Origin of the sequence: Mycobacterium sp. MYCO198283 (genome assembly GCF_021213805.1) — a bacterium.
Lineage (GTDB): Bacteria > Actinomycetota > Actinomycetes > Mycobacteriales > Mycobacteriaceae > Mycobacterium.
In genome coordinates, this window is record NZ_JAJQJI010000001.1 from 367,092 (window position 1) to 383,371 (window position 16,280).

Genomic DNA, 16,280 nt, shown 5'->3' on the forward strand with positions numbered 1-16,280 from the left:
GTTTTTGTCGCAACACCCGACGGGACGGTGACGGACGCATGGACGCCCAGGCCGACGAGGCCTTCGAAGCGCTGCTGCGCTTCCTTCGCGACGCCCGCGGCTTCGATTTCACCGGGTACAAGCGCGCGTCCCTGATGCGGCGGGTGCGGCACCGGATGGCGCAGACGGGGCACGACTCCTTCGAGGAGTACCTCGACTTCCTGCAAGCCAACGCCGACGAGTTCGTCGACCTGTTTAACACCATCCTCATCAACGTCACGTCCTTCTTCCGCGACCCCGACGCCTGGGAACTGGTGCGAACCGACGTCATCCCGACGATCCTGGCCAACAGTGCTCCCTACGAGCACATCCGGGTCTGGAGTGCCGGCTGCGCGTCGGGTCAGGAGGCCTATTCCCTGGCGATGCTGTTGGCCGAGGCGCTCGGTCCCGAGGAGTTCGGCCAGCGCGTCAAGATCTATGCCACCGATGTCGACGACCACGCGCTGGCGGAGGCGCGAGCGGCGTCCTACGACGGCAAGGCCGTCGAGTCGGTGCCCGATGAGCTGCGTGGGCGGTATTTCCAACCGCTCGGCGACGGCCGGTTCCAGTTCCGCAAGGACCTGCGCCGGGCGGTGATCTTCGGCCGCAACGACCTGGTGCGAGACGCCCCGATCTCCCGCGTCGACCTGCTGCTGTGCCGCAACGTGCTGATGTACTTCAACGCCGACACACAGCGGACGGTGCTGAACCGGTTGCACTTCGCCTTGGCACCCAGCGGCACGCTGTTCCTGGGCCACGCCGAGATGCTGCTCAGCCACACCGATCGGTTCACGGCCGTCAACCTCAAGAATCGGATCTTCCGCAAGGCGGTCACCTACACCGCTGACGCGGGCGGCGACGTCAGCACCGGCGAGGTCGACCGCCACGGTGTCCTGCCGGGTCTCGGGCCGGTGCGCGAGCTCGCGTTCCGCGCCAGCCCCATCGCACAGATCGTCGTCACCGGCGAGGACACCGTCGCGATGATCAACCAGCAGGCCGAGGCGCTGTTCGGGCTCTCGGCCCGCGACATCGGCCGGTTGCTGCGCGACCTGGAGGTGTCGTATCGGCCCGTCGAGCTGCGGGCCTACATCGAACAGGCGAAGGTCGACCGGCGCTCGACCCGCATCGAGGACGTCGAATGGCGGCGCTCCGGCTGGGACACGATCTGGTTCGAGATCCACGTCAACCCGCTCATCGACGCCGACAACGGGCTGCTCGGCGTGTCGATCGTGTTCTTCGACATCACCGCCACCCGAGCGCTGGTCGACAAGGTGGTGCAGACGAATCGGCAGCTGGAAACGGCCTACGAGGAACTGCAATCGACCAACGAGGAGCTCGAGACCACCAACGAGGAGCTGCAGTCGACCGTCGAGGAGCTGGAAACCACCAACGAGGAACTGCAGTCGACGAACGAAGAGCTCGAGACGATGAACGAGGAGCTGCAGTCCACCAACGACGAGTTGCAGACCATCAACGAGACGCTGCGGGAGCGCAGCATCGAACTCGACGACGCCCAGCAGTTCGTCGACGCGCTGAGCAACTCGGTGCACTTCGGCATGATCGTCGTCGACCGCGCCATGCGGGTGCAGCTGTGGAACCGCCGTTGTGAGGATCTCTGGGGTCTGCGGGCTTCCGAAGCCGTCGGCAGGATGCTCGCGGACCTGGACATCGGGTTGCCGCTGGACGACGTCCGGCCGCTGATCGGCAACGCCTTCGTCGACCCGCACGGGCTCGGCACCGCCGAGGTCGACGCCGTCAACCGGCGGGGCAGGACGATCCGGGTTGCGGTGACGTGCAACGGCTTCGGGCCCACCGACGGCGCGGTCGACGGCGCCCTGCTGTTCATCGACCAGTTGACCTAGCGCTCGTGGTCGTGTTCGGCCTGCTCCTTGCGGTCTTGCGCCTGCGCTTCGCGCTCGTCGTCTTCGGCGAGGTCCCGCTGTCGGGCGGCGGCCTGCCGATGCCGGTCCACGGCGTCGTCGTCGTGTGCGGCGATCGCGGCCTGTTCATGGGCGGCGGCGGAGCGGCGGTGTGATTCGCCGGCGTGCCGGTAGCCGGCAGCGGCGGCCCGATGCGCCGCCTCGGCCCGATCGATCGCCTGCTCGGCGCGCCGCCGCGCGCGGGCCGCGCTCTCGGCGGTGGTCGGCAGGCCCGCCGACAGCTCGGCGCGCCGCTGCTTCAGCTCGTCGGCGCGCGCCCGGGCGCGGGCGCCGCGGTCGAGCGGCGTCTCGGGCGATTCATCGTGGCTGGGCATGTCAGGCGACGTCGACGGGGCGTCCCTTCACCGTGAGCGATCCGGTGCGACGAGTTTACGGGCGATCTCGGCGACGGGTGCGTTCGATTCCTGCGAGAGCCGCTTCAACAGCTGGAAGGCGCGGGCGTCGTCGACCCCGAACCGTTCCATCAGCAGCCCCTTGGCCTGACCGATCACGTCGCGGGACGCCAGCGCGTTGCGGAACTGCTCGTCGCGCTGGGCGATGGTGTACGCGACGGCCGTCTGCGTGGCGAGCAGTTGCACGACGGCGGCGGCGGTGTCGTCGAACGCGTCCGAGGGCGCAGCGCACGCGGTCAGCAGCAGCGCCGTGTGCCGCTGCACGGCGACGGGCACGGCCAGCACGCTGCGGATCCCGGCTCGTTTCGCAACGGAACGGCCGCACCGCGGCCACCGGCTGTCCGTCAGCAGGTCACCGGTCCGCACGGGCGCGTCGTTCGCCGCCGCCGACACCGACGGCCCCTCGCCGCGGCTGCTCTGGATCTCGTCGAGCAGCCGGCAGCGGTCGTCGGTGGCCGCGAGCGTCTCGATGCTGGCGCGGCGACGGATGACGGAGACGGCGGCGCCGTCGGTTCCGGGCAGCGCATTGGCCGTCGCCGCCGTCACCTCGCGGATGACGTCCTCGACGGCCACCGCGCCCGCCTGCAGTTCGCGAATGGATCGCGCGACCCGGAGCAGTTCGCCAACCGACGCGACCGTGACGTCGCCCGTCGTCGTCATGGCGCCCCGGCCTAGGCCCGCTCCGTCATAGCTGCCTCATAGACAGTTGCGGCGGATCCCAAACCGGGGGGCGGCGGTTTGCGATGCGCTCCGGCCTCCTCGACCGACGCCCGAGGCATAGATTCGGACGATGACGACCACCGCGACGCTGACCTCGACGCTGCTGTCTCGTCGCGATCTGCACTTCCTGCTCTACGAGTGGCTGCACGTCGAGGACCTGACCAGCCGGGAACGGTTCGCCGACCATTCCCGCGAGACGTTCGACGGCGTGCTCGAGCTGTGCGAACAGCTGGCCGTCCGCTACTTCGCACCGCACAACAAGCAGAGCGACGCCCACGAACCCACCTTCGACGGCGAGCGCGTCACCGTCATCGGCGAGGTCAAGGAGGCGCTCGACGCCTACGCCGCCGCCGACCTCATCGGGATGGCGTTGGACCACGAGGTCGGCGGTGCGCAGCTCCCCGCGGTGATCGCGGGCGCCGGTTCGGCGTGGATCTCGGCGGCCAACCTCGCGACGTCCGGCTACCTGATGCTGAGCACCGCCAACGCGAACCTGCTCTCCCGGTTCGGTACCCCCGACCAGGTCGAGCGGTTCGTCAAACCCGTCGTCGCCGGGCGGTTCTCCGGCACGATGGCGCTGTCGGAGACGCAGGCCGGGTCGTCGCTGGCCGACATCACCACCCGCGCCGAACCCCGCGCCGACGGGACCTATCGGCTGTTCGGGTCGAAGATGTGGATATCGGGCGCCGAGCACGAGCTGACCGAGAACATCGTGAACCTGGTGCTGGCGAAGATCCCCGGCGGACCGCCCGGCACCAAGGGCATCTCGCTGTTCGTCGTGCCGAAGTACCTCGTTGCCGACGACGGCTCGCTCGGTGAGCGCAACGACGTGGTGGTTGCGGGCCTCAACCACAAGATGGGCCAGCGCGGCATCACCAACACGGTGCTGAACTTCGGCGAGGGCCGGCACCGCCCGGGTGGCGAGCCCGGCGCCGTCGGATACCTGGTCGGCGAGCCGCACCGAGGCATCGTCTACATGTTCCACATGATGAACGAGGCGCGCCTCGGCGTCGGGATGGGCGCGGTGTCGGTCGGCTACACCGGCTACCTGAAGTCGCTGCAGTACGCCCGCGAGCGCCCGCAGGGCCGGCCCGTCACGGCGAAAGACCCGACGGCGCCGCAGATCCCGATCATCGGGCACCCCGACGTCAAGCGGATGCTGCTGGCGCAGAAGTCCTACGTCGAGGGCGCGCTGGCGCTGGGGCTCTATTGCCTGCGGCTGGTGGACGTCGCGCACAGCCCGCAGCGGCCCGAGGAGGCCGAGCACGCGCGGCTGCTGCTCGACATCCTCACGCCCATCGCCAAGAGCTGGCCGTCGCAGTGGTGCACGGTGGCCAACGACCTGGCGATTCAGGTGCACGGCGGCTACGGCTACACCCGCGAATACGACGTCGAGCAGCACTACCGCGACAACCGGCTCAACCCCATCCACGAGGGCACTCACGGCATCCAGAGCCTGGACCTGCTCGGACGCAAGGTCACCCAACACGGCGGCGCCAGCCTACGAGCGCTGAGCGCGGCCATCGCCGAAACGGTCGCGGCCTGCTCGGCGGTGCCGGATCTCGCCGGGCCGGCCGCCGAGCTCGACGCCTGCTGGCAGCGGTTGCTCACCGTCACCGATGCGATGTTCGCCGCGGGCGACATCGACGCCGCGATGGCCAACAGCGTCATCTACCTCGAGGCGTTCGGTCACCTCGTCATCGCGTGGATGTGGTTGGAGCAGCTGCGCGCCGCCGACGGCCGCGCCGGCGACTTCTACGACGGCAAGCGCCACGCCGCCCGCTACTTCTTCCGCTACGAGCTGCCGAAGACCGGCCCGCAGCTCGACCTGTTGGCAAGCCTCGACCGCACCACGCTGGAGATGCGGGACGCCTGGTTCTAGCGTGGGCGCCACTCCCGCGCTATACCATCACACGATGGGCTCCTATCGCGAACTGCTGGCCCGCAGCCTCGAAGCGCCCGAGGACTTCTGGCGGGACGCGGCGCGCGCGGTCACCTGGACCCGCGAGCCGCAGCGCATCCTCGACGACGGCAACCCGCCGTTCTACCGCTGGTTTCCCGACGCCGAGCTGAACACCTGCTTCAACGCGCTCGACCGGCACGTCGCCGGCGGCCGAGGCGAGCAGCCGGCGCTGATCTACGACTCACCGGTCACCGACACCAAGCGCACCTACAGCTACGCCGAGCTGCTGGACCTCACGGCTCGGTTCGCGGGCGTGCTGCGCGGCCTCGGCGTCGGCAAGGGCGACCGGGTCGTCATCTACCTGCCGATGATCCCGCAGGCCGTGGTGGCCATGCTGGCCTGCGCGCGGCTGGGCGCGGTGCACTCGGTGGTGTTCGGCGGCTTCGCCGCCCACGAGCTGGCGACCCGCATCGACGATGCCCGACCGACGGTGGTGGTGTCGGCGTCGTGCGGCATCGAGCCGTCACGATTGGTCGAATACAAGCCCATGCTCGACGCCGCCCTGCAGCGGGCCGCGCACCCGCCGCGGCACTGCGTCATCGTGCAGCGCGAACAGCACCGCTGCGCGCTCACCCCGGGCCGCGACGTCGACTTCGACGAGGCGATGGCCGCCGCCGCGCCCGTCGACCCGGTACCCGTCGCCGCCACCGACCCGCTGTACGTGCTTTATACGTCGGGCACCACGGGCAAGCCGAAGGGCATCGTCCGCGACAACGGCGGGCACGCCGTCGCGCTGCTGTGGAGCATCCGCAACATCTACGACATCGGACCTGGCGACGTCTTCTGGACCGCGTCCGACGTCGGCTGGGTGGTCGGGCACTCCTACATCGTGTACGCGCCGCTGCTGCAGGGCGCGACGACCGTGCTCTACGAGGGCAAACCCGTCGGCTGCCCGGACGCCGGTGTCTTCTGGCGGGTGGCCGCCGAACACGGCGTCAAGGCGATGTTCACCGCGCCCACCGCCATCCGCGCCATCCGCAAGGAGGATCCGGTCGGCGAGCACATCGGCCGTCACGACCTGTCGGCGCTGCGGTTTCTGTTTCTCGCCGGCGAGCGGCTCGACCCCGACACCTATCACTGGTCGACGCGGCAGCTGGGGATACCGGTCGTCGACCACTGGTGGCAGACCGAGACGGGCTGGGCCATCGCCGCCAACCCGATGGGCTACGAGCAGCTGCCGGTGAAGCCCGGCTCGCCCACGCTGCCGATGCCGGGGTATGACGTCGCGGTGCTGCGCCCCGACGGCTCGCCGTGCGCACCCGGCGAGGAGGGCGCGATCTGCGTGCGCCTGCCGCTGCCGCCCGGCACCCTGCCGACGCTGTGGGGCGACGACGAGCGTTACGTGCGGTCCTACCTGTCCGCCTTCCCGGGGTACTACCTCACCGGCGACGGCGGCTACCTCGACGCCGACGGCTACGTGTTTGTGCTCGGCCGCACCGACGACGTCATCAACGTTGCGGGCCATCGGCTTTCGACCGGGTCGATGGAGGCGGTGTTGGCCGCGCATCCGGCCGTCGCCGAGTGTGCGGTGATCGGCGTCGCCGACGAGATCAAGGGCCAGGTGCCGCGCGGCCTGGTGGTGCTGGCCGCCGGCGCGCAGCACAGCGACCGGCTGGCCGAGGACCTCGTCGCCGCCGTCCGCGACGAGATCGGCGCCGTCGCGGCCCTCAAGCGCGTGGACGTCGTCCCGGCGCTGCCCAAGACGCGGTCCGGCAAGATCCTGCGCGCCACCATGCGCAGCATCGCCGACGGCAAGGAGCCGGTGGTGCCGTCGACCATCGAGGACGCCGGCGTGCTCGACACGCTGCGACCGATCCTGCGCGGCTGACCGAGGCGCCGCCCGCTGCGTGCCTATCCTCGGCGCATGACCGATCCCGCCGCGCCCGTCGTCATTCACACCGACGGCGGCTGCCGGCCCAACCCCGGCCCCGGCGGCTGGGGTGCGGTGCTGCGGCACGGTGAGCGCGTCCGCGAGATGTTCGGCGGCGAGGCCGGGGCCACCAGCAACAACCGCATGGAGCTCACGGCACCGATCATGGCGCTGGAGGCCCTGACGCGGCCGGTGGCGGTGCACCTCTACACCGACAGCACCTATGTGCGGAACGGCATCACGAAGTGGGTCGCCGGCTGGGAGCGCAACGGCTGGCAGACCGCCGCCAAGCAGCCGGTGAAGAACGTCGACCTGTGGCAGCGGCTGCGATCGGCATGCGCGCAGCACCGCGTCGAGTGGTTCTGGGTCAAGGGCCACTCGGGCGTCGCCGACAACGAGCTCGCCGACCAGCTGGCCACCCGCGGTCTGCAGGAGGCGCTCGCGGGGGTGCGGTGAGGCGCGCGCTACCCCTCGACCACCACCTCCCCGGGCGACTTGTCCGGCCGCAGCCCCCGCCAACTCGGCTGGCGCAGCCGGCCGTCGGAGGTCCACTCGCTGTAGCGGACCTCGCCGACCAGCGTGGGTTCGACGTAGGTGACGCCCTTGGCGTCGGGCTTGGGCAGCGGCGCGGTGAAGGGCGACGTGTCGGTTTCGAGCGGGCGCAGGATGTCGCGGAGCCGCCGCTGCTCCTTGTCGGTGAAGCCGGTGCCGACGCGGCCGACGAAGCGGAGCCCGTCGCCGTCCGGTATCCCGAGCACCAAGGCGCCGAGCCCGCCGCTGCGGCCGCCCTCGCCCCGGCGCCAGCCGCCGATCACCACCTCCTGGGTGTTCCAGTGCTTGTCCTTCAGCCACGCCGACGACCGCCGCCCGGGCTGATAGGTGGAGTCCCACTTCTTCGCGACGACACCTTCCCAGCGACGGGCGCGCGCCACCACGAGCGCCCGGCTGCCGTTGCCGTCGATCAGCTCCGGCACGATCAGGTCGTTGCTCGCCGCGGCCAGCGCCTCGAGCAGCCGGCGGCGGTCCCGGTAGGTGGCCTTGAGCAGCCAGCGGCCGTCGAGCAGCAGGATGTCGAACGCCCAGAACTCGATGCGGGTGGCGCGAGCCCGGTTCTGCATCTCACCGAACGACGGGACCCCGGACTCGTCGAGCGCCACCACTTCGCCGTCGAGGATGACGTGGTGGTCGGCGAGGTCGGCGGCCAGCGCGTTGAGCTGCGAGAACTCGCCGGTGACGTCGCGGCCGCTGCGCGACCGCAGCGTCAGCTCGCCGTGGTTCGCGTCGACCAGCAGCCGGTAGCCGTCGTACTTCCCCTCGAACGCCCATGTCTTGGCGGTCAGCGTCGCGACGGAGCCGTGGGTGGCGAGCATCGGCGACAGTCCGTCCAAACCGCTGGTGTTCTCTCCCGCCCCAGGGATCGGCTGCTCCTTGGTCCGGTGCGCCAGCCAGTTCTTGCCGTCGGTCTGGATCAGCGCGTAGCGGCCCTTCACCTTCTCGCCGTGCAGGGTGACGATCACTTCTCCTTTGCCGCCACCGTCGATCGGCTTTTCGTTGTTGACGCCGGGGTCGCGGAACTTCTCGGCCTCGTAGGTGCCGGAGTCCCAGATGTAGACCTTGCCGCCGCCGTACTCGCCCTTCGGGATCTCGCCGGCGAACGTGCCGTATTCGAGCGGATGGTCCTCGGTGTGGACGGCCAGGCTGTTCTTCGCCGGGGTGTCGGGCAGGTTCTTCGGGATGGCCCAGCTGACCAGCACGCCGTCGCGTTCGAGCCGGAAGTCGTAGTGCAGCCGGCGGGCGTGGTGCTCCTGGATGACGAAGCGATCGTTGTTGCCCATCACCGGCGGCTGCTGCGGCACCGGCTCGGGTGTCTTGCGGGGGTCGCGCATGCTGCGGTAGGTGGTCAGCGCGTCGGCCACCGGCACCGCGTCGTCCAGCTCGGCCAGCAGGTCGCCGTCGCGCTGCAGGCGCTCCAGCACTTCCTCGAAGCGCAGGTGCCGCAGATCAGGGTCCTCGATCTCGTCCCAACTGCGCGGCGCGGCAACCGTCGGCTCCTCGCGGCCCCGTAGCGAGTACGGCGCGATGGTGGTCTTCTTGCCGTTGTTCTGGCTCCAGTCGACGAACACCTTGCCGTCCCGCAGGCTCTTGGTCATGGTCGCCGTCACCCGCTTCGGCATGACCGACTCCAGCTGCACCGCAACCCGTTTGGCGAGCACCGACGCGCCGTGGGAGCTGATCGGCTGCTCCAGCGGCACATACAGGTGCAGGCCCTTGCTGCCGGACGTCAGCGGAAAGGTGCGCAGCCCGATGTCGGTGATCAGGTCGCGCACCTCGTGCGCCACCTGGCACAGCTGACGGAACGTGACACCCTCACCGGGGTCGAGGTCGAACACCACCCGGGTCGCCGGGCCAGGGATCTCGACGGCCCCGTCAGCACCCCAGGTGTTGACGAAACGCCACTGCGGCACGTGCACTTCCAGCGACGCCTGCTGCGCGAGCCACGCCAGCCCCTCGGCGCTGTCGATCACCGGATAGGTGGTGGTCCCGGTCCGGTGCACCACCGACGCCCGGTGCAGCCAGTCCGGCGCCGACGACGCCAGCTGCTTCTCGAAGAACGCCGGCTCACCGACGCCGTTGGGCCAGCGCTTGCGCGTCACCGCCCGCCCGGCGATGTGCGGCACCATCGCGGCGGCGACGTTGACGTAGTACTCGAAGATCTCCGCCTTGGTGGTGCCCGTGGCGGGATAGAGCACCTTGTCGGCGTTGGTCAGCCGGACGCGGCCGAACCGTTCCATGGCCCCAGGTTATTCGCCCCGGCTAATCGTCGGCGTCCCACTGGACGGCGAACGGCTCGGTCGGCACCTCGGCGACGGCCATGGTCGCCGCGGCGTCGGCCGGAATGCGCCGGCGGGCCAGCGCCGCGAGCGCGCGGTTCGTGCCGACGTCGTGACCGGCCTGCTCGCTCAGCAGCCACCGCACCTCGAGCAGGTCGCAGTAGGCCTGGATCGGGGTGCCGGTGTGGCCGACCGCGGCATGCGCCTGCGCTTCGGTGGGCGTCAGCACCTCGATCACCCACAGCCGGGCCGCGGTGGAGTCGTCGACGTCGTGGCCCACCTCGCGGCACAGCTGCGCCTGGTAGGCCCGGAGGTCGCCGAGCAGGATGCGGGCCTGACCTTCGCCGACGGCCAGCCCGGTCAGCTCCTGCAGGCGCTGCGCGTGGTAGCGCCGGTCACCGACCGCGACGTGCACCCGCAGCTGATCGGGATGGACGCTGTCGGGCTGGAAGGTCAGCTCGTCGACGGCGAACCCGAGCTCGTTGAGCCGCCGGACGGTTCCCTCGACGCGGTAGCGGTCGGTGTAGGCGAACACCGGCTCGTCGTGCAGGGCGTCCCACAGCGTGCGGTAACGCACTTCCAGGTGCTCGGCTTCGGCGATCAGCCCCGCATGCGTCGACTCCGGCAGCCCCCGGCGCTCGGCCAGGTCGATCATGCCCATCGCCACGTTCTCGACCGCGATCTGCAGGTCGTGCCGGCGCTGGCCGAGGGTGAGCGACGGATGGACCTCGGAGGTCTCGGCGTCGACCAGCCACGCCTGCAGCAGTTGGCCGTCGCGGGAGAACAGCGTGTTGGCCAGCGAGCAGTCACCCCAGAACACGCCGTGCCGGTGCAGTTCCACCAGCAGGCCTGCCATGGCGTCGAGCAGCCGGTCCCGGTGCTTCGACTGCTCCGGCGGCAGCCGCAGGAACAGCCGCCGGTACTGCCACGACCCCGCGAGGTAGCGGGTGACCAGCAGCGCCGTGTCGAACTCGGGCTGGTTCACCAGCCCGGCCGGGCGCACCGCGGGCAGCCCCAGCTCCTCCAACCGGCGCAGCACGTCGTACTCCTTGGCGGCCAGCCGGGGCGGCATGTCCTTGACCGCCCACAGCGCACCGTCGGCGTCGACGAAGCGCACCAGGTGTCGGCTCGGTCCGACGGCGATGTCCCGCAGCGGGACGTCGGGCGCCCGCCACGCCGCCAGCGGCCGGTCCCACGGCAGGGCCACCAGCCCGGGCGAGGGCACCCGGAGCCGCAACTCCGGTGCGCGCATGGGGGGTTCGCCGCCAGATCAGCCGATGCGCTCGCCGTTGTCGGGCCGGAACAGGTGGACGATGCCGTCGGTCGTCTTGCGCAACTGCACGGTGTCGGCCAGCCGGGCCGGTGTTCGCGACAGCGACCGGGCGACGAGCTGCACGCCCGGGCCGGCGTGGGTGTACAGATAGGTCTCGCTGCCGAGGTCCTCCACGAGATCGACCACCACGTCGATGCCGCCGGAGGTGGACACCTCGAGGTGCTCTGGACGGATACCCGCAGTGACCTCGGTGAGCCCGGCGTCGTGCAGGGCGGTCAGCTGTTCGCGTTCCAGCGGCAGCACGGAGTCGTCGCCCACCCGCACTCCCTCGCTGGTGATCGCCCCCGTCATCAGGTTCATCGCCGGTGAACCGATGAAGCCGGCGACGAACGCGTTGGCCGGGGCGTCGTAGAGGTCCCCCGGCGTCGCGAACTGCTGCAGTCTCCCGTTGCGCAACACCGCGACCCGGTCGCCCATGGTCATCGCCTCCACCTGGTCGTGTGTCACGTAGACGGTGGTGGTGCCCAATCGTCGCTGCAGCGCCGCGATCTCGGTCCGGGTCTGCACCCGCAGCTTGGCGTCGAGGTTGGACAGCGGCTCGTCCATGCAGAACACCTGCGGCTCACGCACGATCGCGCGCCCCATCGCCACGCGCTGCCGCTGCCCGCCGGACAGTTTCGCGGGCTTGCGGTCCAGGAACTCGGTGAGGTCGAGCAGCTTGGCCGCCTCCTCCACCTTGCGGCGGCGTTCGTCGGCGGGCACGCCGCGCAGCTTCAGCGCGAAGCCCATGTTCTCGGCCACCGTCTTGTTCGGGTACAGCGCATAGTTCTGGAACACCATCGCGATGTCGCGGTCCTTCGACGGCACGCCGGTCATGTCGCGGCCGCCGATCTCGATGCTCCCCTCGTCGATGTCCTCCAGGCCCGCGAGCATGCGCAGCGCGGTGCTCTTCCCCGATCCGGACGGACCGACGAGCACCACGAACTCGCCGTCGGCGATGTCGAGGTTCAGCGAGTCGACGGCCAGCTTGTCCGAGCCCTCGTAGATGCACGTCGCGTTGTTGTAAGTGATTGTCGCCATGGGTGTTTCGCTCCTTACTTGATGGCGCCGAAGGACAGGCCACGAACCAGCTTGTTCTGCGCGAACCAGCCCGCCAGCACCACCGGCAACGCGGCCATGGTCGCCGCCGCGCACAGTTTGGCCCAGTACAGGCCCTCCCCCGCGATGAACCCGACCAGGAACACCGGGATGGTCTGGGCCTGCACCGCGGTGAGGCTGACCGCGAAGAAGAACTCGTTCCAGGCGAAGATCACGCAGATCAACGCCGTCGCCGCGATCCCCGGCGACACCAGCGGCAGGATGACCTCCCGCACCGAACGCCACGTGCTCGCGCCGTCGAGGCTTGCGGCCTCCAGCAGCTCCCCCGGGACTTCCAGGAAGAACGACCGCATCATCCACACCGCGATCGGCAGGTTCATCGCGGTGTACAGGATGATCAACGCCCAGATGTTGTCCAGCAGGCCGATGTTCGACACGATGACGTACAGCGGGACGATCACCGCCACCACCGGCAGCATCTTGGTGCTCATGAAGAAGAACAGCGCGTCGGAGGTCTTGCGGACCGGCCGCAGCGACAGCGCGAACGCCGCCGGAATACCCAGCGCCAGCACCACGATCGTCGACACCGTGGTCGCGAACAACGAGTTCAGCAGCGACGTCCCGACGCCCTGGTCGAACACCGCCCGGAACTCGTCGAGCGTCGGCGTGAAGACGAATTTCGGTGTGGTGGTGTAGGCGTCGACCTCCTGCTTGAACGCCGTCAGCACCATCCAGAACACCGGGAAGAAGAAGCCGAGACCGACGAGCCACGCCACGACGCCCCACGGGTCGACGGAGCGGCGTTTGCGCCGGGAGGTGGGCTCGGCGTCCGCGGAGTCGGTGATCACGGTGTCCGTTGTCTGCGTGCTCATGTCAGGCCGCCTCCTCCTTGCCGGTGAACGATGTGAAGATCAGGCGCAGCGCGAAGGAGGCGATCACCGTCGTGAAGATCACCACGACGACGCCCATCGCGGCGGCCTGCCCGATGTCGAAGCCCAAAAACGCCCGCTGGTAGATGTAGAACGGCAGGTTGGCGCTGGCCGTGCCGGGGCCGCCTTGGGTCATCATGTAGATCTGGTCGAAGGTGTTGACCAGGTAGATCGCGCCCAGCACGGTGCCCAGCTCGATGAAGCGCCGCAGGTGCGGCAGGGTCAGCTCCCGGAAGATCTGGAAGGCGCCCGCGCCGTCGACCCGGCCGGCCTCCAGGATCTCGCGGGGCATGGACTGCAGGCCCGCGAGGATCAGCAGCATCATGAACGGCGTCCACTGCCACACCAGCGCGACGATCACCGACGACAGCGGGAAGCGGCTGACGAAGTCGATGCCCTCGCCGGGCAGGATCCAGTTGACGATGCCGAACACCGGGTCCAGCATCGCCGTCTTCCACATCAGCGCTCCGGCCACCGGCGTCACGAGGAACGGGGTGATGAGCAGCGTCCGGACGATGCCGCGGCCCAGGAACGCCCGGTCGAGCAGCAGCGCCAGCAGCAGGCCCAGCACCACCGAGAGCAGCACCGTCGCCACGATGATCACGACGGTGTTCACGGCCACCTGCCAGAACGTGCCGTCCTTGACCACGTCGACGTAGTTCTGCAGCCCGACGAACTCGCCGGAGTCCGGGCGCACGAGGTTCCACGACAGCGTCGAGTAGTACAGCGTGAAGAGGAACGGGATCTGCGTGACGACGATCATGAAGATCAGCGCGGGCAGCAGGGGTCCGCGCCGCCGCCACCGCTCGGCGCGCGAGATCGCCGGGCCCCGCTCCTGCCGGATGCGGGCGACGTGTTCGGCCTGCGTGGCGGTGGTGTCGCCGGCGAGGGCGGTCATGACTTCTCCTGATAGGTCCGGCCGACGACTTCGGCGTACTGCTGTGACTGTTCGAGCGCCTCGGCCACCGACTTCTGCCCGGCGATGGCCGCGCTGATCTGCTGGCTGACCCGGGTGCCGAGGTCCTGGAACTCCGGGATGGCGAGGAACTGGATGCCGGTGTAGGGCACCGGCTGCACGGTCGGTGTCAGCGGTGTGGCGCTCTCGATCGATTCGAGGGTCAGCGGCGCGTAGGCCTGCGACACCTCGCGGTACTGCGGGATGTCGTAGGTCGAGAGCCGGCTGCCGGGCGGCACGTGCGACCAACCGAGCTCGGAGCCGACCAGCGTCATGTACTTCTTGTCCGTCATCCAGGAGATGAACTTCCACGCGGCGTCGGGCCGGTCGCTGCTCTTCGGGATGCCGAGCGCCCAGGTGTACAGCCATCCCGGGTTGGCTTTCTCGACCTTCGGCGCCATCGCGTAACCGACCTTGCCCACGACGGTGGATGAGCCGGGGTCTTCTACGGTCGACACCGCGGACGTCGCGTCGTACCACATGGCGGCCCTGCCTTGGGAGAACTGCGTCGCGCATTCGCCGAATCCGCTTGCCGCTGCGCCCGGTTCGCCGTGATCGCGGACCAGGTTCACGTAGAACTCGACCGCCCGCCGGACCTCGGGGCTGGTGAGCTGAGCGTTCCAGTTCTCGTCGAACCAGCGGCCGCCGAACGTGTTGATGACGGTGTCGAGCGGCGCGAGCACCTCGCCCCAGCCGGGCTTCCCGCGCAGGCAGATGCCAACCATGCCGGGGCCGTCGAGCCGGGCCGCCGCATCGGCCACCTGCTGCCACGTGGGGTCGCGCGGCATCGTGATGCCGGCCTGCTCGAGCAGGTCCTTGCGGTACATCAAGAACGACGATTCGCCGTAGAAGGGGACGGCGTACATGTCGTCGCGGAAGGACAACGACTGCCGCAGCGACGGGATGAAGTCGTTCTCGTCGTATCCCGGTGTGGCGGCGGTGTATTGGGAAAGGTTGACCAGCCAGCCGTTCTCGGCCCACTGCGGCGTCTCGTAGTTGCTGATCATCACGACGTCGAACTCCCCGCCGCCCATGGCGGTGGACGCGGTGATCTTGGCGCGGGCCTGGTTCTCCGACAGGGTGACGAACCGCAGCTTGATGTCGGGGTTGTCCTCCTCGAAACGGCTCGACAGTTCCCGAGCATCGGTCATCTGCGAGTTGGACACCATCGCGATGGTCACCGTCTGGTCGGTCGCGCCGAGCGTGCCGGCGCCCGCGCAACCCGCCGTCGACGCCAGCGCGGCCGTCACCGCACACACCGCCAGCCGGCGCAGCGTAGTTCCTGCACTCACCGTGGACCTCACCTTCCGCCGTGGCTGAGCAGCCAACGCGCACAGTCGATATCGCACACCAGGAACTTGGCCAGCCCGCCCCGCAGTGCGGCGAGGGTGGCGACGTGCTTGGCGTCGCTGTCGCACAGCAGGATCGTCTTGCCGCAGGCCTTCACGTCCTCCAACCGCACCGAGACCGCGCGCTGCTGCAGCTCGGTGTCGATGGGCCGGCCGTCGGCGTCGAAGAACCGGCCGCCGATCTCCCCCACGGCGCCGCGCGCCTCCAGCTCGTCGAGCATGGAGGTGTCGAGGAAGTTGCCCGCGAACAACGTGGTCGACGTCGACACCGGGCCGATACCGAAGATCATCAGGTCGGCGGCGGCACCGGCGGCGAGCGCGCGCGAGATCACCGAGTCGCTGCGCAGCGAGGACACCGTCGCCGGGTCGGCGTACAGCGGCGCCGGCAACCGGATGGTCTGCGCCTGCAGCTGTTCGGAGCACCGGCCGAGCACGTAGTCGGTGCCGGTCTGGTAGTTCGCCATCGACATGGCGCCATCCAGCTGCACCACCGTGCGGCAGGTCGCGACTCCGGACGGCAGGGCGCCCGCCATCGCGACGATCTCGGGGCCCCAGGTGAAGCCCATGGTGTCGGTGTCGGCGACTCGCCGGGTCAGAAGCGCCGCGGCCGCCCGCCCGAGCGTCTCGAAGCCGTGGCCGACGACGACCGCCTCGACGAGACCGAACCGTGCCTCGAGCTCGCGCTCCTCGTCGGCGTGCAGGTCGTCGCGCAGGCCCGGCGGCACGACGACCTCGATGCGCACCAGGCCGCGCGCCTTGGCCCGGGCGATCAACCGGCCTGCGGTGGGCCGGGAGACCCCCAGCCGCGCGGCGATGTCGGCCTGCGTGAGCCCGTCGACGTAGTACAGCGAGGCCGCCCGCAGGGCCAGCCGGAGATCTTCCCGGGGCGGCGCGGCGGAACGCACGAGTGCGCCGTTCGCCGTTCCGGTCATCGAGGGCCGC

The 16,280-nt window shown here is 69.8% G+C and carries 13 protein-coding genes; 4 read left to right on the plus strand and 9 right to left on the minus strand.

Translation table 11 applies throughout. The annotated features are described in order from the left end of the window. Positions 1–38: 38 nt before the first annotated feature. Positions 39–1,880, plus strand: a complete 1,842-nt coding sequence (locus LV457_RS01805) for a CheR family methyltransferase (RefSeq protein ID WP_232168650.1) — start codon at positions 39–41, stop codon at positions 1,878–1,880. Here the strand turns inward: LV457_RS01805 and LV457_RS01810 are convergent. Then, on the minus strand, positions 1,877–2,272 hold the full coding sequence (locus tag LV457_RS01810; RefSeq protein ID WP_232168652.1) for a hypothetical protein: 396 nt from the start codon (positions 2,270–2,272) through the stop codon (positions 1,877–1,879). The genes LV457_RS01805 and LV457_RS01810 overlap by 4 nt on opposite strands. A gap of 27 nt (positions 2,273–2,299) precedes the next feature. After that, positions 2,300–3,010 (minus strand): GAF and ANTAR domain-containing protein, encoded by a 711-nt coding sequence (locus LV457_RS01815; protein ID WP_232168653.1) that lies wholly within the window; start codon positions 3,008–3,010, stop codon positions 2,300–2,302. A 148-nt stretch (positions 3,011–3,158) separates the two neighbouring features. Between LV457_RS01815 and LV457_RS01820 the strand changes: the two genes are divergently transcribed. The 3 genes from LV457_RS01820 to rnhA are packed head-to-tail and all read left to right on the plus strand — an operon-like array spanning position 3,159 to position 7,359. After that, positions 3,159–4,952, plus strand: coding sequence for an acyl-CoA dehydrogenase (locus LV457_RS01820; RefSeq protein WP_232169192.1), 1,794 nt, complete (start codon positions 3,159–3,161; stop codon positions 4,950–4,952). A gap of 34 nt (positions 4,953–4,986) precedes the next feature. Next, positions 4,987–6,861, plus strand: coding sequence for a propionyl-CoA synthetase (locus tag LV457_RS01825; protein WP_232168654.1), 1,875 nt, complete (start codon positions 4,987–4,989; stop codon positions 6,859–6,861). A 36-nt stretch (positions 6,862–6,897) separates the two neighbouring features. Next, entirely contained in the window at positions 6,898–7,359 is a 462-nt protein-coding gene (rnhA, locus tag LV457_RS01830; RefSeq protein ID WP_232168655.1) for a ribonuclease HI, read from the plus strand. A gap of 8 nt (positions 7,360–7,367) precedes the next feature. On the opposite strand, the gene LV457_RS01835 is transcribed toward rnhA, so the two are convergent. From LV457_RS01835 to LV457_RS01865, 7 genes are read right to left on the minus strand one after another with little or no spacing between them, the layout of a single operon-like run. Beyond that, entirely contained in the window at positions 7,368–9,695 is a 2,328-nt protein-coding gene (locus tag LV457_RS01835; RefSeq protein ID WP_232168656.1) for an ATP-dependent DNA ligase, read from the minus strand. Positions 9,696–9,717: 22 nt separating this feature from the next. Then, positions 9,718–10,986 (minus strand): DUF4032 domain-containing protein, encoded by a 1,269-nt coding sequence (locus LV457_RS01840; RefSeq protein WP_232168657.1) that lies wholly within the window; start codon positions 10,984–10,986, stop codon positions 9,718–9,720. Between the two features lie 18 nt (positions 10,987–11,004). Further along, positions 11,005–12,087 carry an ABC transporter ATP-binding protein gene (locus LV457_RS01845; protein WP_232168658.1) on the minus strand — a complete coding sequence of 361 codons (1,083 nt, stop codon included), beginning with the start codon at positions 12,085–12,087 and terminating at the stop codon, positions 11,005–11,007. A 14-nt stretch (positions 12,088–12,101) separates the two neighbouring features. Further along, positions 12,102–12,977 carry a carbohydrate ABC transporter permease gene (locus LV457_RS01850; protein WP_232168659.1) on the minus strand — a complete coding sequence of 292 codons (876 nt, stop codon included), beginning with the start codon at positions 12,975–12,977 and terminating at the stop codon, positions 12,102–12,104. A gap of 1 nt (position 12,978) precedes the next feature. Beyond that, positions 12,979–13,932 carry a carbohydrate ABC transporter permease gene (locus LV457_RS01855; RefSeq protein WP_232168661.1) on the minus strand — a complete coding sequence of 318 codons (954 nt, stop codon included), beginning with the start codon at positions 13,930–13,932 and terminating at the stop codon, positions 12,979–12,981. After that, positions 13,929–15,263: an ABC transporter substrate-binding protein gene (locus LV457_RS01860; RefSeq protein WP_374198717.1), complete on the minus strand. Its 1,335-nt coding sequence runs from the start codon at positions 15,261–15,263 to the stop codon at positions 13,929–13,931. Before LV457_RS01860 ends, LV457_RS01855 begins: the two co-directional genes overlap by 4 nt. Before the next feature lie 26 nt (positions 15,264–15,289). After that, positions 15,290–16,270 carry a sugar-binding transcriptional regulator gene (locus tag LV457_RS01865; protein WP_232168662.1) on the minus strand — a complete coding sequence of 327 codons (981 nt, stop codon included), beginning with the start codon at positions 16,268–16,270 and terminating at the stop codon, positions 15,290–15,292. Positions 16,271–16,280: the final 10 nt, after the last annotated feature.

Coding starts and splice junctions, on each gene's coding strand:
- LV457_RS01805 (WP_232168650.1), top strand. CDS start 39: ATGGACGCCCAGGCCGACGAGGCCTTCGAAGCGCTGCTGCGCTTCCTT.
- LV457_RS01810 (WP_232168652.1), bottom strand. CDS start 2,272: ATGCCCAGCCACGATGAATCGCCCGAGACGCCGCTCGACCGCGGCGCC.
- LV457_RS01815 (WP_232168653.1), bottom strand. CDS start 3,010: ATGACGACGACGGGCGACGTCACGGTCGCGTCGGTTGGCGAACTGCTC.
- LV457_RS01825 (WP_232168654.1), top strand. CDS start 4,987: ATGGGCTCCTATCGCGAACTGCTGGCCCGCAGCCTCGAAGCGCCCGAG.
- rnhA (WP_232168655.1), top strand. CDS start 6,898: ATGACCGATCCCGCCGCGCCCGTCGTCATTCACACCGACGGCGGCTGC.
- LV457_RS01835 (WP_232168656.1), bottom strand. CDS start 9,695: ATGGAACGGTTCGGCCGCGTCCGGCTGACCAACGCCGACAAGGTGCTC.
- LV457_RS01840 (WP_232168657.1), bottom strand. CDS start 10,986: ATGCGCGCACCGGAGTTGCGGCTCCGGGTGCCCTCGCCCGGGCTGGTG.
- LV457_RS01845 (WP_232168658.1), bottom strand. CDS start 12,087: ATGGCGACAATCACTTACAACAACGCGACGTGCATCTACGAGGGCTCG.
- LV457_RS01850 (WP_232168659.1), bottom strand. CDS start 12,977: ATGAGCACGCAGACAACGGACACCGTGATCACCGACTCCGCGGACGCC.
- LV457_RS01855 (WP_232168661.1), bottom strand. CDS start 13,932: ATGACCGCCCTCGCCGGCGACACCACCGCCACGCAGGCCGAACACGTC.
- LV457_RS01865 (WP_232168662.1), bottom strand. CDS start 16,270: ATGACCGGAACGGCGAACGGCGCACTCGTGCGTTCCGCCGCGCCGCCC.